Origin of the sequence: Bradyrhizobium sp. 44 (assembly GCF_023073095.1) — a bacterium.
Classification (GTDB): Bacteria; Pseudomonadota; Alphaproteobacteria; order Rhizobiales; family Xanthobacteraceae; genus Bradyrhizobium.
The window spans coordinates 74,644-94,045 of record NZ_JADPIY010000014.1 but is presented as its reverse complement, the minus strand read 5'-3'; the positions used below and the strand labels follow the sequence as shown (position 1 = coordinate 94,045).

Genomic DNA, 19,402 nt, shown 5'->3' with positions numbered 1-19,402 from the left:
GCTCCTACTTGCGGATCTTACTTGGCAGACGCCTGCGGTTGCTCGATCTTCGTCACCTGCGGGTCGATCCTCTGGCCCGGAATCACGCGCAAGAGCCCTGCGATCACCACGCGATCATCCGGCTTCAAGCCGCTTCCGATCACGCGCAAGCCGTTGTCGACGGGACCGATCTGCACCTTGCGCTGCTCGACAACGTTGTCGCCGTTGACGACGAGGAGATAGCGGCCGCCCTGGTCGCTGCCGAGCGCGGTGTCGGGCACGAGCAGGGCGTCCTTCTCCTGGGTGAAGGGCACGCGAACGCGGACGAAATAGCCGGGCAGCAGCACCCGCTTGTCGTTGGGCACGAGACCGCGCACCGCGAGCGTGCCGGTCGATTGGGTGAGGGTCGGGGCGACATAGTCGAGCTTGCCCTCATGAGGATAGCCGGCCTCGGTCTGCAGGCCGACTTGAATCGGAAATTGCTTCATGTCGGCGGCGGTGAGCCCGCGGCGAGCGGCCTCGGCACGGATGCGCAGCACGTCCTGCTCGTTGACTGTGAAGTTCACATAGATCGGATCCATCGCGACGATGGAGGCGAGTTGAGTCGGGGAGGAGACCCCGACGAGTTCGCCGATCGAGACCATATGCGCGCTGACGACGCCGTCGAATGGTGCGCTCACCTTGGTGTAGCCGTAGTTGACTTCGGCGAGGCGGGTGTTGGCCTGGGCCTGCTGGAGGTTGGCCTGTGCGTTGTCGCGGTTCGAGGTCGAAGTGTCCAGGGTCGCCTGCGAGACCGCCTGGCGCTGCACCAGTTCGGCCTGCCGCTTGAAGTCGGCTTCCGCCTGCCGGAGCGAGGCCTGCGCGCCGGCCTCGGCCGCCTGCGCCTGATCGAGCTTGAGCTTGTAGGTCTCAGGCTCGATCGTGAACAGCTGGGTGCCTTGCTTGACGAACGCGCCGTCCTGGTAATCGATCGATTGAAGGAATCCTTGCACGCGCGCGACGAGATCGACATTCTTGACCGGCGCGGTGTTGCCGGTGGCCTCGACATACCGCGTCACCGGGCGCTGCACCGGCGCGGCGACGTCCACCTTAGGCGGCGGCGGGGCGACGAACGTATTCTTGTCCTCACAGCCGGCGAGGATGGTAACGGCCGCGACGGCGGCCACTGCCGGCCCGACATGCCTCCCGGCCCCAATGCGCTGTGCTGGTGATGCGAGATTCGCGCGCGTCATTCGGTGGCCCCGGTTGCTATCTGTCGGTGCGGCAGGCTACCAACAAACACCCGGCCATGGAACACCATAGCCATGGCAGTCAGCGGCCTTGAACTGCAAGTGGCGGTGTGGCCTTTGACGGGGTTTGTCATGACAAACCGCTTTTCATCGCGCGCACGATCGACCACAATTATCTCAAAGGCCGAGCGACGACGCGCGAAGCGTTCGGAACGAACAAGAGAAGAATAAAGGAAGAAAAGGTCGGGAGATCATGACATGCCCACGTCTCTCCAGTCGGTCCTTAAGTCGGTCCTTGCCGGCCTCGCTCTCGCCGCGGCCGTTGCCATGCCCGCGCTAGCCGATGGTCTGAAAAACGAGATCGCACCGACCGGCAAGCTGCGGGTCGCGATCGCAATCAGTCCGGCGGGCGGTGCATTCTGGTCTACCAAGACCGAAGCCGGTTATTCCGGCGTGCCCGTCGATCTCGGCAGGGAAATGGCCGCCCAGCTCGGCGTCCCCGTCGAATATGTCGTGCACCAGAATTCCGGCCAGATCACCGATGCGGCATCGAAAGGCACTCTTGAAAAAGGTGCTTGGGACGTCACCTGGCTCCCCAAGGATCCCGAGCGCGAGACCAGGATGATGTTCGGCCCGATCTACGAGGTCGCGGACGCCACCTACATCGTTAAGGCCGGTTCGAACATCACCAGTTTTGCCACGCTCGACCAGTCCGGCATCAAGGTCGCGGCCGTCAACGCCACGACCACGATGCGCGGCGCGGTCGCGCATCTGAAGAACGCGAAGGTCACGGGCTATCAGACTTACGACGAGATCTTCGGCCTCCTCAGCAGCGGCGAGATCGACGCCTTCGCGCTGTCGCGCGACCAGCTCAACAAGATGGCGCAGAAGATCCCCGGCACGCGCGTGCTCGAAGAGACGTTCAAGAAGACCGTCACGGCCGTCGCTGTCCCGCTCGGCCGCAGCCAGGCTTTGGCGTTCGTGAGCAAGTTCATGAACGAGGCGGTGACGAACGGCACCTTGCGCAAGGCCTATGACAACAACGGCCTGAAGGACACGCCGATCCGCACTGAATAAGACGGCGGCGCAGGATGGCTGCGCCGCGCTCCGGCCCTACGGCTCCGCGGTGCGGATGCCCGCGGGGCTCACTTGCATCTTGAGCGTGGATGTCTTGTTCAGCGCCTTGCCGTCGAACGAGAAGGCGATCAGCTCGTTTTCGACCATGCACTGGGCCACGACATATTTGGAGTCCTTGGACCACACCATGCCCTGGCACCAATGGCCGATCTTGGCTTCCGTCACCGGCGTAAGGTCAGTGCCCGAAATCTTGTAGACCTTGAGCAGGCCGAAATCGTTGAAGAACGGCGAGGCCGGCGGCTTGTTCGAGCCGTTCATGACGGTCACGGCCACATGGCTGCCGTCCGGGGACATCTTCACGGCTTCCGGCGTCTGGCCGACGCTCACCGTCGTGACGACGCGGACCGGTTTCGCCGTCATGTCGATCAGGCTGATCGTGTCGTTGTCGCCGCTGCTGGCGCCGACATTGCCGACGATGGCGGCGGCGCTGCCGGTGAGGTCGATGTCGTAGGGGCGGATGCCCGCGGAGAGATCGCGCTTGGCGTACTCGACCTTGCTCCCGTCCACAGTCAGAAGCGAGATCTTGCTGTCTCCGTCGCGCGTGACCAGCGCGGTCGCGCCGTCATGGGAAAAGACGGCGTGGCTGGGTCCTGATTTGGCGTCGCCGAGCTGGATCTTGCCTGCCGCCGCAAGCGTGCTCCCGCTGATCGTGAAGACCGAGACCGTGCCTTCGCTGCGGTTCGCAACCAGTGCCAGCGTGCCTGCACGGTTGATCGAAACGCCGGCAGCGCCGGCGCCTGCTTGCAAGGTCGCCAGCACTTTGGGGGGTACGGATTTCAGGTCGATGACCGAGAGCTTGTCGTCGGGCACCGTCTTGGCCGGATCCGCAGGATCGAGCTTCATCGCGCCGGTGACGAGGGCGAACGCGCCATCCGGCGCAATGGCCACGCTCGGAGGCGGGCCGACGACGCTGGCCGGGGCGGGCACTTCGCCGAGAAGTTTCAAGGCACCGTCGGTGAAGTCGATGACGCTCACCGTGTCCGGCAGCGGCTGCTTGCGCACCACGGCGCTGCCGTTCTCGAGCACCATCTTGCCGTCATTGGCCGTGACGACGATCTCGGCATGCGCGGCGAAATTGGCCAGACCGGCCAGCGATGTTGAGATCAAGGCCCATACGGCACGGTGCGTGCGCTTGCGAAGAGCGGCTGTCATGTGTCCCCCCGAGATTTGTTCTTGTCCGGAGAAGCTAAATGCACCGGGCGCAGGACGCAATGACCAGGCGGCGACCGTTTGCCTTTGAAGACGCCGACGGACGGCTACAAGGCGGGAGCTAGCTCTCACCCGCGTGCCACGCGGCGACGCCCCTCAACGCGGCTTGATCTCCGCATATTTCGCCATCGCCTTCTCGAACTTTCGCTTGAACAGCCACATCGCGCCAAGGATTTCCCGGAAGCTTGCCGAGGTGCGCGCCCGGTCGGCCTGTCCGAATGCGAAGATGCTGTTGTTGCGCAGGTGCTTCATGATCGTCGGACTGGACACCCTGTAGTTCAGGAGATCGCCGGACTTGAGCGCCGACCGCGTCGGCGTAGGAACGATCTGGATCAGCTCGAACAGCTTCATCTGGTCGATCGGGTCGGGCAGCGTCTTCACGATTCCCGGGATCTCCCGGAAAACATCCGCATGCGCGTTCATCAGGCCGTCGCGCACGTTGGTCCAGTGATTGAAGCGATGATCGGTGGCGCGGGCGCGCGCCTCCTCCTTGTCGTCGCGCGCGCTCAACCCGGGATCGGCGGCCGCGATCTCGGCCTTGATGGTCTCCCATTTCCTGCGGCCGTTGCGGTCCTCGGATGGGCCGGTCTGGAAGCTGCCCATATAGGTGTTCGAGCGCCCGTTGCGGACGTTCTGCTTGCCGTTGGTCTCGGCGAAGAACAGCCCGAGGCTGATCCGGCCCGCGGCTTCGGCGTGGTCAGGCGCAAGCCCCTTGGCGCGCGCGATCGCGACCGCGAGATCGACTACGTCCTTGAACGGCGTCGCCGAGTTCTGCGCCCCGGCCGGCGGCGCTTCCATGATCTCGAACAGCTTTGAGTATTCGTCGACCAGCGGCTCGATGTCAGCATCGAAATAGGCCGGAGGTATCTCGAACTTGTTGGGCCTGCCGATCCGCGACGGCATGGCGTCGGTGAGATCCTTGTAAGCACTGATCATGGCGACGCGTGCCAGATACAGCGCCTGGCCCGGCAGGTTCGGCAGCGGCTGCTTGGCGTCGATCTGGCGGCGCCGCTCGGCCAGAATCGCCTTGAAGTCGCCGAGCGCACGCTCGTAGGTCGCAACCGCCTCCGATTGCCTGGCAGTGAGCGTTTGCGCCCGGCACGGGACCAGCGTCGTAAGGAGCAGCCCAAGCGCCGCGATGATTGCGAGGAGTTGACGTCGTGCAGGCATGGCCGGATCCCCCAACGATTCGTCGGTCGGGGATCGTAGCCTAGTCGTTGGCTTCGGGCGGCAGGAAGTCGACCTCGTGCAGCGCCGAGATGCGCACGACCTCGGCCGGATCGGTCAGGTCATGGAGCTGATTGAACAACGCCTCCAGCTTCTGCATCGGCGAGACCCAGAACAACGCACGGGCCGGCTTGTCGGATTTGTTGAAATAGCCATGCGGGATGCCGCGCGGCAGGCGCACGAGGTCGCCGGCGTGGGCCTTGACCCATTGGCCGTCGAGCTTGAGGTCGAGCGTGCCTTCCTGCACCAGGATGAATTCGTCCTGGGTCGGATGGATGTGTACCGGCACGAACTGGCCGGGATCGCTGTTGGTCTCGAACGCGAAAGTGGACTCGGTGACGGCCTTGGGGAAGTAGACCTGGCCGAGGATGTTCCAGGTCTTGCCGCCATAGCCCGTACCGTTCGCGGTGATGCCTTTTTCGAGTGACGTCATGGGTCGCCTCCAATGGGATTGTAACTGACACGGAGTGTTGCGCAGCAGCCATGCGCTGTCCATGCGCAAGACGCGCCCTAACGCCTGTCGCGTTCAGCGGCCTGCCTGCGCAGAAAGCCTTCGAGATCGGCCTGCACCGAATAGGGCGTCGGGATCGGATCGCCAACCGCGTCGACGGCGGTGTCGAGAGAGCGGCGCAGCATGCGCGCGAGCTCGGCCTTCCGATAGGGCTTTGTCAGAAGCGGCGCGCCCTTGGTGGCGCGTCCCTGCGCATGCGGAGCGTCGTAGGCATAGCCCGACGTGAACAGCACCCGCAGCGAGGGGCGCGCTGCCACCATCTCGTCGGCGAGCTCTCGTCCATTCAAGCTGCCGGCCATCACGATGTCGGTGAAGAGCAGGTCGAAGGGCGTGCCTTCGGCCGCGATGGCGAGTGCCTCGGCCGCATTGGCGGCCGGGATGACCTTGTAGCCGAGGCTTTCGAGCTGGACCGTAACGTACTGGCGGACGTCGCGGTCGTCCTCGACACAAAGGATGGTTTCCGTCCCGCCCACGACCTTGCGCTCGTCATAGCCGGCCGGGCGAAGCGTGCTCGCCTCCGCCTTCGGCAGGTAGATCGTGAAAATCGTGCCGCGTCCTTCTTCGGAAGCGACCTTGATGCCGCCGCCGGACTGCTTGATGAATCCGAACACCATGCTGAGCCCAAGCCCCGTGCCCTTGCCGACGTCCTTGGTCGAGAAGAAGGGATCGAAGATCCGCTCGAGAATGGCCGGCGGAATGCCGGTGCCGGTGTCGGCTATCTCGATCTCGACATAGTCGCCGGCATAGCCGGCCCCGACCGCCACGGCCTCGCGGACGCCGAACACGACGTTGCGGGTCGTCAACGTCAGTCTGCCGCTGTCCAGCATCGCGTCGCGGGCGTTGATCGCGAGGTTGAGAAGTGCCGAGCTCAATTGGCCGCGATCGACGAGGGCGAGCCAGATGTTGCCGTCGAGCCGGGTCACGATCTCGATCTTCTTGTCGAAGGTTGCCCGAAGCAGCTTTGCGAGCTCTTCGAGCAGTTCGTTGACATCGCTCTCGGCCGGCTTGAGCGCCTGCTTGCGGGCAAAGGACAACAGGCTCGACGTCAGCGCGGCGCCGCGGTCGGCGGCGTCGCTGATCAGCTTGGTGATGGTCGCAAGCGGCGGATTGTCCTTCACGGCGTCGGCGAGGATCTCGATCGTGCCCGTGATCACGGTGAGCATGTTGTTGAATTCGTGCGCGATGCCGCCGGTGAGCTGGCCGATCGCCTCCATCTTCTGGGCCTGGATCAGCTGCTCCGCGGCGGCGCGCTTCTGGGTGACGTCCTTGACGAAATTGTTGATGAGGGTGCGCCCCCCGATGCGGAGCGCCGTGCTGGAGGCCTCGATCAGGATCTCGTCGCCGTCCCGGTGCAGCAGGGTCGCTTCGAACCGGATGCCAATCGGCGTATCCGACAATTCCGGCAGCAGCCGCATCATGCGTTGCCTGAAGCCGTCGCGCAGCGGCTCGGCGATGAGGAGGTTGACGACGTCGGTGCCGAGCGCCTCCTTGCGCGTCCATCCAGTCAGGGCCTCGGCCTGAAGACTCCATTCCAGCACGGTGCCGCTCTGGTCGGTCTGAATGAAGGCGTCGAGCGCGGTCTTGATGACGGCTTGCGTCATCTGCGCGCTGGCCTGCGCCTGCTCGGCCAGTAGCGCGGCGGCGCGTTTTTCCTGCGCGGTTTCGATCGCGCGCGTGCACAGACGAGCGAGCAGGACCGCAATGGCGCCGCTTGCGAGCAGGGCGACGATCTGGGCAATGCCGAACCCGGTTCCGGTCGCGGCATAGGAGACGAGGAGAGCCGCCGCGGTCACGATGACCTGCGCGGCCATCGCGAGTGTCAGAAGCCCCCTGAGTTTCATGGTCTCACACCAACGCGTCAGTCGCGGCCCCGTGGCCGCCCTGTCAATGTCCGGCTCCACGTCAGCTACAGATGTGAGCTACAGATTCCGCGCGGCGGCGTCGAGGGGCAATTTGCGGTGGTGCCGGGTTGGCGGCGCTTCAACCTGCCGGCGAATCGGTCTGGCGCAGCGTGGTCACCCAGATCACGCGGGCCGTCTGCTGGGTCGGGTTGTCGAACATGTGCGGCACGATGCTCGGAAAGCGAAAGCTGTCGCCGGCCTCGAGCAGATGGGCCTGGTTGTCGAGCCACAGCCGCAGGCTTCCCGAGAGGATATAGCCCGCCTTCTCGCCGGTGTGCTGCAGGAAGTCGGTGCCGGACGAGGCGCCGGGATTGAGCGTGAGCTCGTAGAGTTCGAGCTGGCCTTTGTCTGCCGGCGTCAAGGCCTCCTTGACGACACCGCTGGCGGTGAGCCGCAGCAGACGCCGGCTGTTCTTGCGCACGATGTAGTGCTGCACATCGGCGGGATCGGTGGTCTCGAAGAAATAGGAGATGGGAACGTCGAGCGCGATGCTGAGCAGGCGCAACGTCCGTATCGACGGCATGGCACGCGCGCGTTCGAGCTGGCTGATCATGCCGTTGGAGAGGCCGGTCTTGTTAGCAACGTCCTGGATCGAAAGGCCCGCACGCTGCCGCAGCAGCCGCACGGTCTCGCCCAGGCGCTGGTCGACGGCATCGTCGGCCTCGGTCGCCGGAGCATCCTTCGGATCGCTGATCTCGCCGCGACCATCCATGTCGCTCTCCCGTGCATCATCTCAGCCCCGGACAACGACGGTCTGGAGCTTCAGTCGAAGTGAAAAGGTCGCGCATCCTAGCAATGCGATTGACAGCTGTATTTAGTCGTGATGAACTTTTGATAGAAAAATTTAGAAGCACTAAAGCCCACTCCTGTCCCTTTGCCGGGGATCTCGGGGCGCGGGAGACGGTGCCGCGTGCGACAACGGAGAGTGGTCATGGCGGACGACACCGGGAAGTTCGGCGTTGGGGCACTGCATCTCGGCAATCCGAATCGCCGTCAGATATTCCAGCTCGGCGCGGGCGCCGCGGCGGGATGGACGCTTTCAGGCAACGCATTCGCGCAGACCGAACGCCCGACCAATCCGCCGGACAAGCCGCGCGGGCAGGTGATCGCGGCGCTGTCGCAGGAGCCGACGGTCTTTCATCCCCTGATGCCGGGCATCGAAGTCGATCAGGGCATCTGGTGGCAGGTGTTCTCGCCGCTCTGGTTCATCGATCCCGACGGCAAGTTCGTTCCCGACCTCGCCCGCGAAGTCCCGACCCTCGAGAATGGCGGCCTGTCGGCCGACGGCCTGACCTGGAAGATCAAGCTCCGCAGCGACGTGAAATGGCACGACGGCACGCCGTTCACGGCCGAGGACGTGAAGTTCTCGCTCGAGCTGATCAACAATCCCGATTTCCGCGCGCGCAGCCGCGTCGGCCATAGCCTCGTGAAGGACATCAAGGTCGTGGCGCCCGACGAGATTCACTGGCGCATGGAAGCTCCCTATTCGCCCTACATGTCGATCCTGGGATCGCTGACCTTTATCGTGCCCAAGCACATCCTGGAGAAGGTGACCGATCCGAACGCCTCGCCGTTCCACAATGCGCCCGTCGGCACCGGACCGTTCCGCTGGGGCGAGCGCGTGCCGGGCGACCACATTCAGTTGAATGCTCACACCGGCTATCACGGCAAGGGGCCGTACGTCGAACGCGTGGTGTTCAAATACATTCCCGATCTCACCGTCCTCTACACCCAGTTCCGCACCGGCCAGGTCGACTACACCGGCCTGCAAGGCATTCTGCCAAACTTCGTGCAGGAGGCGAAGACGCTGAAGGGCCGCAAGATCTTCGTCTCCTCGACGTCGTCGGTGGAGCACATCGCGCCCAATCTGGAGTTCGGCGCGTTGGCGGACCGCACCGTGCGCGAGGCGCTGTATCTCGCGATCAACAAGCAGGCGATCATCGATGCGCTGAACTACGGTTTGCCGACGCAGACCGAAAGCTTTGTGCCGCAACAGGCCTGGTCGTTCCAGCAGGGACTGCCGCAGCACAAATACGATCCGGCCAGGGCAAACACGCTGCTCGATGCGGCCGGTTGGGTCCGCGGCGCCGGTGGGGTGCGCGAGAAGGGCGGCGTCAAGCTTGAATTCGCCAATTCCACGACGTCGGGCAACGCGGTGCGCGAGCAGACCCAGCAGTTGCTGATCCAGGACTGGCGCGCGATCGGTGCCGCGATGCGCGTCAACAACATGCCGGCCGCCGTGATCTGGGGCGACTTCTGGCAGCAATCGAAATTCAACTCGGTGATCGTGGGGGTGAATTTCATGCTCGGCAGCGACCCCGACGTGACGCCCCGCTTCGGCTCCGGCGCCATTCCTGCCAAGGGTGGCCGCGGCTACAACACGTATCAGTATCGCAACCCGGAGGCGGATCGGCTTCTCGCCGAAGGTGCCAAGCAGTTCGATCTGGCGCAGCGCAAGACGACCTATGGCAATCTGCAGAAGCTCATCCGCGACGACCTCGCGATCCTGCCGCTGTTCCAGGGCTTCATCGCCGAAGGCGTGAAGGAAGGACTCCAGGGTTTCCGCCCCAACATCAACATGTCGATCAACTGCTGGAACATCCGCGAATGGTATTGGGCCTGATGGTTCAGGTGCGCGAGATCGCCTGAAATGGCCCGTTACGTCGCCAATCGCCTGGCGCAGGCGATCATGTTGCTGGTGATCGTGTCCGCGATCGGCTTCGCCATCCTGCATCTGGCGCCGGGCGGCCCGCTCTCGCAATTCGCGGCGTCCGCGCAGATGACCCAGGAGGATCTCGATCGCGTCACCAGGCAGCTTGGTCTCGATCGTTCGCTGCCGATCCAGTATCTCGACTGGTTCGGCCGGATGCTGAGGGGCGATTGGGGCCGCTCGTATCGCGACGGCGAGCCGGTGCTGGCGGTGATCTCGTCGCATCTTGGCGCCACTCTGGAACTGATGGCGACTGCGACCATCATCGCGGTCCTGCTCGGCTGCTGGATTGGCGTGCTCGGTGCGCTGCGCCGCTATTCGCTGTTCGATTCGCTGGCAACCGTCGGCGCCATGATCGCATTGTCGATCCCGACCTTCTGGTTCGGCCTCGTTACCATCTACGTCTTCTCGGTGAAGCTCGGCTGGCTGCCGGCGGGCAACCGGCAGACCGTCGGCGACGGCTCGCCGCTCGATCTGCTTCATCATCTCATTGCGCCGGCGCTGGTGCTGGCGCTGGTCGAGACCGCGATGTGGGGCCGCTTCATGCGCTCCTCGATGCTCGAAGTCATCAACCAGGACTACATCCGCACCGCGCGCGCCAAGGGCATGCCGGAATGGCGAATCCTTACGGTTCACGCCTTGCGCAACGCGCTGCTGCCGATGATCACGGTGGGCGGCCTTCAGTTTCCGACGCTGCTCGGTGGTGCGCTGGTCGCCGAGACCGTATTCACCTGGCCCGGCATGGGCCGGCTGTTCCTCGATTCCATCGGCTACCGCGACTATCCGGTGGTGATGGGCATCCTGATGTTCTCGGCGATCATGGTGCTGATCGGATCGCTGCTCGCCGACATCCTCTATGCCGTCGTCGATCCGCGCATCCGGGTGGGCTAGGCGATGACGAGCGCAGCCCTCACGACCGTTCAGCTCGCGCCGGGCCAGGCCGCCTGGCGGCGCTTCCGCCGGCACCGGCTCGCGCTCGCGGGCGCGTTGATCATTCTGCTTCTCATCCTTGGGTCGGCATTCGGCCCGTACCTCCTGCCGTTCGACGACACCTATATCGACATCATGAAGCGGTTCGCACCGCCGCTGTCGGGCGCGCACATCCTCGGCACCGACGAACTCGGCCGCGACGTGCTGGCGCGGCTGATGATGGGCGCGCGTGTCTCGCTGTCGATCGGCTTCGTCGCGATGGTGATCGCGATGGCGGTTGGCATCGTCGTCGGCGCCTTCGCCGGCTTCTATGGCGGCGTGGTCGGCGCGGTGCTGATGCGGCTCGTCGATGCGATGCTGTGCTTTCCGACCATCTTCCTGCTGCTTGCGCTCGCGGCGCTCATCGAGCCCGGCTTCGTCACCACCACCGTGCTGATCGCGGCAACCGCCTGGATGTGGGTGGCCCGCGTCGTCGAGGCCCAAGTGCGCTCGCTGCGGGAACGCGAGTTTGCTGTTGCTGCACTCGCGTTCGGCTCGTCGAACCTGCGGATCATGTTCCGCGAGCTCGTGCCCAACGCGCTCGCGCCGATCGTGGTGGCGGCGACGCTGAACGTCGCCAAGGCAATTCTGCTGGAATCCTATCTCAGCTATCTCGGTTACGGCATCCAGCCGCCGGCCGCGAGCCTCGGCAACATGCTCAACAACGCGCAGATCTATCTCACCAGCGCGCCCTGGCTCGCGATTGCGCCGGGCCTTGCAATCACGCTGGCGGTGACGAGCTTCAACTTCCTCGGCGACGGCTTGCGCGACGCGCTCGACCCGCGGATGAACATCCCATGATCTGCAAACTGGCGACGAGCCGAGCTGTCTCGATCGAACTGAATATCTGGAGTGTCCCATGTCCCCGCCGCTCACCCGTATAAACAGTGACGAGCGCCTGCCGGCGCAGGTGGATGTCGTCGTCATCGGCGGCGGCGTCATCGGCGTTTCCGCGGCCTATCATCTCGCGAAGAAGGGCCTCTCCGTCGCCCTGATCGAGAAGGGCCATGTCGGCGGCGAGCAGTCGAGCCGCAATTGGGGCTGGTGCCGCCAGCAGGGTCGCGCGCGTGAGGAGATCCCGCTGGCCCGCGAGGCGCTGCGCCTGTGGGAGGACATGCAGAACGATGCCGGCGTCGATGCCGGCTTCCGCCGCACCGGCGTGCTGTTCCTGACCAAGAGCAAGGATGAGCTCGCGAGTTGGGAGCGATGGGCCGCAACGGCCCGCGAGATGCAGGTGCACTCGACCGTCCTGACGCCGGCCGAGGTCGCCGAGCGTCTGCCCGGCAATTCCGAGACATGGGTCGGCGGCCTGCACACGCCCAGCGACGGGCGCGCCGAGCCGTCGATGGCTGTGCCCGCGCTTGCGACCGCCGCGCGAAAACACGGCGTCACCATTCACCAGGGCTGCGCCGCGCGTGGGTTGGAGACGCAAGGCGGACGGGTGAGCGCCGTCGTCACCGAGAATGGTACCATTCGCACGCAATCGGTGCTGCTGTCGGGCGGCGCCTGGTCGTCGCTGTTCTGCCGACGCCACGGCATCGAGCTGCCGATCGGCCTTGTCAACGCCACCGCGTGCCGGACCACGCCGGGGCCGGAGATCACCTCCGGCGCGCTCGGCACCGACTTCTATTGCATCCGCCGCCGCCTCGATGGCGGATTTACGCTGGCGCTACGCAACCGCGGCACGGTCGAACTGTCGCCCGATCTGTTCCGCTACGCGCGGACCTTCTGGCCGACCTATCTGCATCGCAAGAACGGGTTGAAATTGTCGTTCGGCAAATCCTTCTTCGACCAGCTCATGCGCGGCACGAGCTGGAGCTTGGACAAGCCGTCGCCGTTCGAGACCGAGCGCGTGCGCGATCCCGCGCCTGACATGTCGCTGGTCAATGCCGCGCTGGCTTCGCTGATCAAGTCGAACCCTGAATTGAAGGACATCGAGATCGCGGAAGCCTGGGGCGGTACGATCGACTGCACGCCGGATACCATTCCGGTCATCTCGCCGGTCGACGCCATGCCCGGCTTCTTCCTGGCCACCGGCTTCTCCGGCCACGGCTTTGGCATCGGTCCTGCGGCCGGTAAGCTCGCCGCCGACATCGTGACGGGCGCGACGCCGCTGGTCGATCCCGCGGCCTACAGCCACAAGCGCCTGATCGACGGCCGCCGGCTCGCGCCCGTCAGCCCGTTCTGAGGGTTTGGCGGCATGACGCTTCTCTACAAGGCCAACATGGTTCGCGGCGCGGAGTGGGCGGGCTTCTTCGCCGATCGCGCGCCCGATGTGCCGTTCCGGCTCTGGCCCGACATCGGCGATCCCGCCGACGTCCGCTATCTCGTGGCGTGGGTGCCGCCGGACGACATCGCGACGACGTTCCCCAATCTCGAGCTCGTCTTCTCGGTCGGTGCGGGTGTCGATCAGTTCGACGCGTCAAAAGTTCCGCCGCACATTCCGCTGGTGCGCATGCTGGAGCCGGGCATCGCTGAAACTATGGTGGAATACGTCACCATGGCGGTGCTCGCCCTGCATCGTGATCTCCTGCACTTCATCGGCCAGCAGAAGGCGCAGGTCTGGCGCGAGATCCGGATCACGCCGGCCAAACGTCGTCGCGTCGGCGTGATGGGTCTTGGCCTGCTCGGCCAGGCCGTGCTCGAACGCCTCACGGCGTTCGGCTTTCCGCTTCTCGGCTGGAACCGTTCGCTCCGCGAGATCGACGGCGTCACCTGTTACGCGGGCATGGAGACGTTGCCGGATTTTCTTGCGCAGACCGACATTCTCGTCTGCCTGCTGCCTCTGACCGATCAGACCCGGGGCATCCTGAATGCGGATCTGTTCGCGCGCCTGCCGCGCGGCGCGTCGCTCGTCAACGTCGGGCGTGGCCCGCATCTGGTCGAAGCCGACTTTCTCGCGGCGCTCGACAGCGGCGCGTTGTCGGGTGCCGTCCTCGACGTCGCCGAGCCGGAGCCGCTGCCTGCGGGGCATCCTTTCTGGAGCCACCCGCGCATCCTGGTCACACCGCACAATGCCAGCATGACCACGCCGGATACGGCGGTCGATTTCGTGCTGGACGTGATCGCGCGCCACCGCCGCGGCGAGGAGCTGCCTGGGCGTGTCGATCGTAGTCGTGGCTATTAGGACACCGGCATGAGCATGGGCGCAAGCGGAGCTGATCAAGTCGCTGCCAACGCGCCGTCGCCGGTGCTGTCGGTTTCCGGCCTGACGACGTCCTTCCTACGTGAGCGGGAATGGAGTCCCGTCGTCCGCGACGTGTCGTTCGATATTGCCTCGGGGGAAACCGTGGCGATCGTCGGCGAGTCCGGTTCGGGCAAGAGCGTCACCGCGCTCTCGATCATGCGGCTCATTCCGAAGGAGAACGGCCGAGTCGAAGGCAGCGTCCGGCTTGCCGGTCGCGAGCTGCTGACGCTGCCCGAAGCGAGCATGAAGGATGTTCGTGGCAACGACATCGCCATGATCTTCCAGGAGCCGATGACGAGCCTCAATCCGGTGCTGACCATCGGCTTCCAGATCGCGGAAGCACTGATCCAGCACCGCGGCCTGTCGCGCGCGGCGGCGGAGGTCGAGACCATCCGCCTGCTCGACCGCGTGCGGATACCTGCGGCGAAATCGCGCTTCCACGAGCATCCGCATCGTTTCTCCGGCGGCATGCGCCAGCGCGTGATGATCGCGATGGCGCTGGCCTGCAAGCCGAGGCTGCTGATCGCGGACGAGCCGACCACCGCGCTCGACGTCACCATTCAGGCCCAGATCCTGGAGCTCCTGAAGGAGCTTCAGCAGGAAGAGGGGATGTCGATCCTCTTCATCACCCACGACATGGGCGTGGTGGCCGAGATCGCGGACCGCACCGTGGTGATGTATGGCGGCCAGGCGGTGGAGACCGACCATACCTCGCGCATCTTCGCCGCCCCTTCGCATGCCTATACAAGGGCACTGCTCGCGGCCGTGCCACGCCTCGGCTCGATGGATGGGCGGATGCGGCCGATGCGTTTTCCGGTCGTGGACAAGCTAACGGGGACCTCGGACGAGCCGGCAGAGACGCCCGATACGGTTTCGATTGCCGAGCGACCGCTGCTCGAAGTCTCCAACCTCACGACGCGCTTTCCAATTCGCTCGGGCCTGTTCGGCAAGGTCTCGGGCCGCGTCCATGCGGTCGAGAACGTCTCCTTCTCCTTGCGCGCCGGGGAGACGCTGGCGCTGGTCGGCGAATCCGGCTGCGGCAAATCGACGACGGGCCGCTCCATTCTCAAGCTGACGGAGCCGGACAGCGGCACCGTTCTGATCGACGGGCAGGATGTGCTGGCCATGAATGCCCGCACCTTGCGTGACTTTCGCAAGCAGATGCAGATCGTGTTTCAGGATCCGTTCGCGAGCCTCAACCCCCGCATGTCGGTGGGAACGGCGATTGCGGCCCCATTGCTCGCCAACGGCCTCGCAACGGCGTCGCAGGCGCGGGAGAAGGTCGCCGACCTGCTCGTTCGCGTTGGTCTCACCGCTGACATGGCCGCGCGCTTTCCGCACGAATTCTCCGGTGGCCAGCGCCAGCGCATCTGCATTGCCCGCGCGCTCGCGCTCGGACCGAAGCTGATCGTCGCGGACGAAGCGGTCTCGGCGCTCGACGTCTCGGTCAAGGCGCAGGTCGTCAATCTGATGCTGGACCTTCAGGCCAGCATGGGACTTGCCTACCTCTTCATTTCCCATGATATCGCGGTGGTCGAGCGGATGAGCCATCGCGTCGCGGTGATGTATCTCGGCGAGATCGTCGAGACCGGTCCGCGCGCGGCCCTGTTCGGCAATCCGCAGCATCCCTATACGAAGAAGCTGATGGCGGCCGTGCCGGTGCCCGATCCAGCGCGCCGCGGCACCAGGCGCGAGGTAGCGAACGACGAGATCAGAAGCCCGGTGCGCGCGCCCGACTACCAGCCGCCTGTTCGGCAATATCGCGAGGTGTCGCCGGGCCATGTCGTCCAGGCCTGGGGCGAGGAATGGTCCAACTGACGTGCGCAGACTGTGAGCGCAAGGCTCTGTCTATCCATCATTTCCAAAATGCACGATGGAATCGCGCAGCAATCTGTCGGGCAGGTCAACGGTGTTGTCCTTCGCGACGCCGGGCCGGTGACATCACGCTGAAATCACAATGAAATCATCGCGGCGCAATCTGGTGCGAGGGCCGCCCGCGCCAGCTTCGTGCTATGCGCTGCAGCTGGACCGTCGGCCGGCGATCTCCGATAATGCGCGGATCTCGGGAAGGCTGGCGAAGACGTGCCTTTACGGATGGATTTACTAAAATGACCCAAGCAGGCGTCTACGGGCAGAGGCTCGGGCAGGGCCTTCGCTCGAAGCAAGCACCGGTTCTGATCACGCGTTCGCTGCACAGCGCCGAGCTCGCGGTCACCGAAGTCCGCAACGACGATCCGACACCGGATATTTCCGGCTCGCTGGCTGCGGAAGATGCCTATCTCCTCAGCCTGAAACTCCGCGACTATCCGGATTGCGAATGCTGGGAGGAGGGCCGCTGTGTCACCAAGGCGGATGTTCGCGCAGGTGCGACCTATCTGTACGACCTCAAGCGCGACCCGCGCTATGTGATCGACAAGCCGTTTCACTCGCTCTTCTTCTATTTGCCGCGCTCGGCGCTCAACGGCGTTGCCAGGCAGCCGGGCGGGCCACGCGTTGGCGAGCTCAGCTACGAGCCCGGTGTCGGTCATGACGACGAGGTCGTTCGACATGTCGGTGCCTCGTTGCGGCAAGGACTGTGTCGGCCCGACGAGACCAACCAGCTTTTCGTCGATCACATGATGCTCGCGCTCACCGCCCATGTCGCCCAGACCTATGGCGGGCTGAAGCCAGCCGCAGAACCGAGCCGCGGCGGTCTCGCGCCATGGCAGGTGAAGCGTGCATGTGACCGGCTCGATTCCGATCTCTCGGGCAAGATCGCGCTGCAGCTGATCGCGACCGAGCTTGGTTTGTCAGTCAGCCACTTTTCACGCGCATTCCGGATCTCCACGGGCCTGCCGCCGCATCAATGGCTACTCCAGCAGCGCGTCAAGGCGGCCAAGCAACTGATGTCGGTCCGCGACCTGCCGTTATCCGAGATCGCCATCTCGGCCGGATTTGCCAATCAGAGCCATTTCACCCGGGTGTTCTCGTCCATGGTCGGCGTCAGTCCGGGCGCGTGGCGCCGCGAAACGGATGGCGGACGGGACAAGACTTAGATTTACCGGCGCTTCGCCAGCGAGATCGTGTAGGCCAAGCGGCGCGCCGCAAAGATCTCGTCCGGCGGATGGCCGATGCCGTCGGCAAGATTGGCCGGATTGAAGATGGAGCCGTCGCAGGCCTGATTGGCCTCGAGGCTGGTGATGACGATGGTCCCGAGCCGCACCTGTTCACGGTTGTCCTCGTCCGGCCATCGCAGGGTCACGTCCATGGTGGGATCGTCGGGGCGGTCGAGCAAGGCCATCACGTTGAAGCGGACGTCGCCGGCTGCGATCCTCCGCGCGAGATCGTCATGGAGGAAATCGGCCGACTTTGTCCTGGCTTCGTCTTCGCTCAAGGTGACGTCGCCGCCGACAGGCGCGACCTTGAACTTGATAAAGCGGGTCTCGCCCTTCGCGTTCGTCGAGGGAAAGGCGTGTACGGCCCAATAGGTCGTGCCGGAAAAACTGCCGGGCAGCCGGCGCGCCGCGATGTACTTCGCCTGGTTCAGCGTTTCAGGATTGGCCGCGGAAAAAGCCCGGACCTTCTCGATGTCAGGCTCGCCGTCCGCGCCCGGAATTCGCGCCTCGAGGAAGGCGAGCATCTGGTCGAGCGTCCGTGCAAAATGCACCGGAGCGGTTTCGGTCAGGATGTCGGAGCGATGGGCGTCGTCGCCAAGCCTGAAGCTGAAGCCGCGCAGCACGAGGTTGTTGGTGTCGGTCACCCCGGGATTGCCGCCGCCAACGGAGAAGCGCGCCAGCACGCGCGAGGGCTTGGTAAAGCTCAGCGATCGCGTGATCTCTGCGGCGCGGTCGGACGGGGCATAGGTGCCGCGCACGCATCGGCCCTTGGCGAAGCTCGCACGCACCTTCGGCGGATTGCCTGCGACCGTTTTGAGCGCGTCGACGATCGCAGCCGGAGTGGCGGCAGGGGGTGGCAATTCGGACATGGCTTGGCCTCCGGCGGGAGCGGCATGTCCGTGTTTTAGGTTTGGTGCAGGGTCGGCGTCTTTCCCAAAGCCGCGCTGCCTTGTCCGATCCTGCTGAAGAAATTTGGCGGAGCTTCAGGAGTTCACGTGCACGAAATCCCGCAGCAGCGGGTAGATCTCGTTGTTCCAGCGCTTGCCCGAGAACACGCCGTAATGGCCGACGCCGGCCTGCATGTGGTGCACACGGCGGTAGGCGCGCACGCCGGTGCAGAGGTCTTGCGCGGCCAGCGTCTGGCCGATCGAGCAGATGTCGTCCTTCTCGCCCTCGACCGTCATCAGCCCCATGCGGCTGACGGCCTTGGTGTCCACCGGACGTCCCCGATGCATCAGCTTGCCCTGGGGCAGAAGATGCTCCTGGAAAACGTCGCGCACGGTCTCGATGTAGAATTCCGCGGGCAGGTCCATCACGGCGAAATATTCGTCGTAGAAGGTCTTGATGCTGGCCGCCTTCTCCTTCTCGCCCTTGGCGATGTGATCGGCGAGATCGATGTGCTGCTTGATGTGGCGCTCGAGATTCATCGAGACGAAGGCGGTGAGCTGCACGAAGCCGGGATAGACTTTCCGCAAGGCACCGCGGCACTGCATCGGCACGTAGTTGATCAGGTTCTGCTCGAACCAGTCGATCGGCCTGCTCTTGGCGAATTCGTTGACCCTGGTCGGCAGGATGCGCGTGTCGATCGGCCCGGCCATCAGCGTCAGCGTCGCCGGCCGCGAAGGATGGTTGCCCTCGCACATGATCGCGGCGGCCGCGAGCGCCGAGACCGAGGGCTGGCAGATCGCGACCATATGCGGGCGCGGGCCCAATTGGCCGAGGAAGTCGATGAGATGCTCGGTGTAGTCGTCGAGCCCGAAACGGCCCTCGCTGCGGGGAATGTCGCGCGGATTGTGCCAGTCGGTGATGTAGACATCGTGATCCTGCAGCAGCGTCTTCACGGTGCCGCGCAGCAGCGTCGCGAAATGGCCGGACATCGGGGCCACCAGCAGCATGCGCGGCTGCTCGCCCACGCCCTCCTTCTTGAAACGCAGCAGCGAGCCGAACGGGGTCGCGTAAGCGATCTCCTCGGTCACGGCGACCTCGCGATTGCCGACCATGACGCTGTCGATACCGTAGGCGGGGCGATGGTAGGTGAGGGTGGAGCGGGAGATCAGCTCCAGCGCGGCCGACAGACGGCCGACGACCTGATCCGACAAGCCCTGCGGCACCAGATTGAGGAATTTGAGCGCGGAGGAGGCCCCCGACCGCCACGGCGCCGTCAGGTCCATATGGTTCTGAAAGGCCTGATAATACATCGACATCATACTGAAACGCCCACCTGTCCCCGTGCTGTTATGCAATATCG

General features: G+C 64.8%; 16 protein-coding genes. 8 read left to right on the top strand and 8 right to left on the bottom strand.

From position 1 onward, the window contains the following. Positions 1-17: 17 nt before the first annotated feature. Positions 18-1,211 (bottom strand): efflux RND transporter periplasmic adaptor subunit, encoded by a 1,194-nt coding sequence (locus tag IVB41_RS11300; RefSeq protein WP_247431017.1) that lies wholly within the window; start codon positions 1,209-1,211, stop codon positions 18-20. A gap of 255 nt (positions 1,212-1,466) precedes the next feature. Here IVB41_RS11300 and IVB41_RS11295 point away from each other — a divergent pair, with 255 nt between their 5' ends. Continuing rightward, complete coding sequence (locus IVB41_RS11295; protein WP_247431014.1) at positions 1,467-2,285, top strand: ABC transporter substrate-binding protein; 819 nt, start codon at positions 1,467-1,469, stop codon at positions 2,283-2,285. Between the two features lie 36 nt (positions 2,286-2,321). Here IVB41_RS11295 and IVB41_RS11290 read toward each other — a convergent pair whose 3' ends face one another. From IVB41_RS11290 to IVB41_RS11270, 5 genes are all read right to left on the bottom strand, one after another. Further along, a complete protein-coding gene (locus tag IVB41_RS11290; protein WP_247431011.1) occupies positions 2,322-3,497 on the bottom strand; it encodes a YncE family protein in 1,176 nt (391 codons plus the stop codon). A gap of 153 nt (positions 3,498-3,650) precedes the next feature. Beyond that, the gene (locus IVB41_RS11285; RefSeq protein WP_247431006.1) at positions 3,651-4,724 is read right to left on the bottom strand and encodes a hypothetical protein; all 1,074 of its coding nucleotides are present in this window, start codon (positions 4,722-4,724) and stop codon (positions 3,651-3,653) included. 40 nt (positions 4,725-4,764) lie between these two features. Next, positions 4,765-5,214, bottom strand: a complete 450-nt coding sequence (locus IVB41_RS11280; protein WP_247358505.1) for a cupin domain-containing protein — start codon at positions 5,212-5,214, stop codon at positions 4,765-4,767. Between the two features lie 77 nt (positions 5,215-5,291). Beyond that, on the bottom strand, positions 5,292-7,133 hold the full coding sequence (locus tag IVB41_RS11275) for an ATP-binding protein (protein WP_247431003.1): 1,842 nt from the start codon (positions 7,131-7,133) through the stop codon (positions 5,292-5,294). Between the two features lie 139 nt (positions 7,134-7,272). Beyond that, positions 7,273-7,905 carry a cupin domain-containing protein gene (locus IVB41_RS11270; protein WP_247431000.1) on the bottom strand — a complete coding sequence of 211 codons (633 nt, stop codon included), beginning with the start codon at positions 7,903-7,905 and terminating at the stop codon, positions 7,273-7,275. Between the two features lie 219 nt (positions 7,906-8,124). Here IVB41_RS11270 and IVB41_RS11265 point away from each other — a divergent pair, with 219 nt between their 5' ends. From IVB41_RS11265 to IVB41_RS11235, 7 genes are all read left to right on the top strand, one after another. Next, positions 8,125-9,816, top strand: a complete 1,692-nt coding sequence (locus tag IVB41_RS11265; protein ID WP_247430997.1) for a peptide ABC transporter substrate-binding protein — start codon at positions 8,125-8,127, stop codon at positions 9,814-9,816. A gap of 27 nt (positions 9,817-9,843) precedes the next feature. After that, positions 9,844-10,794, top strand: coding sequence for an ABC transporter permease (locus IVB41_RS11260; RefSeq protein ID WP_247430993.1), 951 nt, complete (start codon positions 9,844-9,846; stop codon positions 10,792-10,794). A gap of 3 nt (positions 10,795-10,797) precedes the next feature. Beyond that, positions 10,798-11,673 (top strand): ABC transporter permease, encoded by an 876-nt coding sequence (locus IVB41_RS11255; RefSeq protein WP_247430990.1) that lies wholly within the window; start codon positions 10,798-10,800, stop codon positions 11,671-11,673. A gap of 58 nt (positions 11,674-11,731) precedes the next feature. Continuing rightward, complete coding sequence (locus IVB41_RS11250; protein ID WP_247430987.1) at positions 11,732-13,060, top strand: FAD-binding oxidoreductase; 1,329 nt, start codon at positions 11,732-11,734, stop codon at positions 13,058-13,060. Between the two features lie 12 nt (positions 13,061-13,072). After that, complete coding sequence (locus tag IVB41_RS11245) at positions 13,073-13,999, top strand: glyoxylate/hydroxypyruvate reductase A (RefSeq protein WP_247430984.1); 927 nt, start codon at positions 13,073-13,075, stop codon at positions 13,997-13,999. Between the two features lie 9 nt (positions 14,000-14,008). Continuing rightward, entirely contained in the window at positions 14,009-15,877 is a 1,869-nt protein-coding gene (locus IVB41_RS11240; protein WP_247430981.1) for an ABC transporter ATP-binding protein, read from the top strand. Between the two features lie 290 nt (positions 15,878-16,167). Further along, complete coding sequence (locus IVB41_RS11235; RefSeq protein WP_247430977.1) at positions 16,168-17,094, top strand: AraC family transcriptional regulator; 927 nt, start codon at positions 16,168-16,170, stop codon at positions 17,092-17,094. 2 nt (positions 17,095-17,096) lie between these two features. On the opposite strand, the gene IVB41_RS11230 is transcribed toward IVB41_RS11235, so the two are convergent. Continuing rightward, positions 17,097-18,023, bottom strand: coding sequence for a catalase family peroxidase (locus tag IVB41_RS11230; RefSeq protein ID WP_247430973.1), 927 nt, complete (start codon positions 18,021-18,023; stop codon positions 17,097-17,099). Positions 18,024-18,137: 114 nt separating this feature from the next. Further along, positions 18,138-19,361, bottom strand: a complete 1,224-nt coding sequence (locus tag IVB41_RS11225; RefSeq protein ID WP_027519727.1) for a polyhydroxyalkanoate depolymerase — start codon at positions 19,359-19,361, stop codon at positions 18,138-18,140. Between the last annotated feature and the right edge of the window lie 41 nt (positions 19,362-19,402).

Coding starts and splice junctions, on each gene's coding strand:
- IVB41_RS11300 (WP_247431017.1), bottom strand. CDS start 1,211: ATGACGCGCGCGAATCTCGCATCACCAGCACAGCGCATTGGGGCCGGG.
- IVB41_RS11295 (WP_247431014.1), top strand. CDS start 1,467: ATGCCCACGTCTCTCCAGTCGGTCCTTAAGTCGGTCCTTGCCGGCCTC.
- IVB41_RS11290 (WP_247431011.1), bottom strand. CDS start 3,497: ATGACAGCCGCTCTTCGCAAGCGCACGCACCGTGCCGTATGGGCCTTG.
- IVB41_RS11285 (WP_247431006.1), bottom strand. CDS start 4,724: ATGCCTGCACGACGTCAACTCCTCGCAATCATCGCGGCGCTTGGGCTG.
- IVB41_RS11280 (WP_247358505.1), bottom strand. CDS start 5,214: ATGACGTCACTCGAAAAAGGCATCACCGCGAACGGTACGGGCTATGGC.
- IVB41_RS11275 (WP_247431003.1), bottom strand. CDS start 7,133: ATGAAACTCAGGGGGCTTCTGACACTCGCGATGGCCGCGCAGGTCATC.
- IVB41_RS11270 (WP_247431000.1), bottom strand. CDS start 7,905: ATGGATGGTCGCGGCGAGATCAGCGATCCGAAGGATGCTCCGGCGACC.
- IVB41_RS11265 (WP_247430997.1), top strand. CDS start 8,125: ATGGCGGACGACACCGGGAAGTTCGGCGTTGGGGCACTGCATCTCGGC.
- IVB41_RS11260 (WP_247430993.1), top strand. CDS start 9,844: ATGGCCCGTTACGTCGCCAATCGCCTGGCGCAGGCGATCATGTTGCTG.
- IVB41_RS11255 (WP_247430990.1), top strand. CDS start 10,798: ATGACGAGCGCAGCCCTCACGACCGTTCAGCTCGCGCCGGGCCAGGCC.
- IVB41_RS11250 (WP_247430987.1), top strand. CDS start 11,732: ATGTCCCCGCCGCTCACCCGTATAAACAGTGACGAGCGCCTGCCGGCG.
- IVB41_RS11245 (WP_247430984.1), top strand. CDS start 13,073: ATGACGCTTCTCTACAAGGCCAACATGGTTCGCGGCGCGGAGTGGGCG.
- IVB41_RS11240 (WP_247430981.1), top strand. CDS start 14,009: ATGAGCATGGGCGCAAGCGGAGCTGATCAAGTCGCTGCCAACGCGCCG.
- IVB41_RS11235 (WP_247430977.1), top strand. CDS start 16,168: ATGACCCAAGCAGGCGTCTACGGGCAGAGGCTCGGGCAGGGCCTTCGC.
- IVB41_RS11230 (WP_247430973.1), bottom strand. CDS start 18,023: ATGTCCGAATTGCCACCCCCTGCCGCCACTCCGGCTGCGATCGTCGAC.
- IVB41_RS11225 (WP_027519727.1), bottom strand. CDS start 19,361: ATGATGTCGATGTATTATCAGGCCTTTCAGAACCATATGGACCTGACG.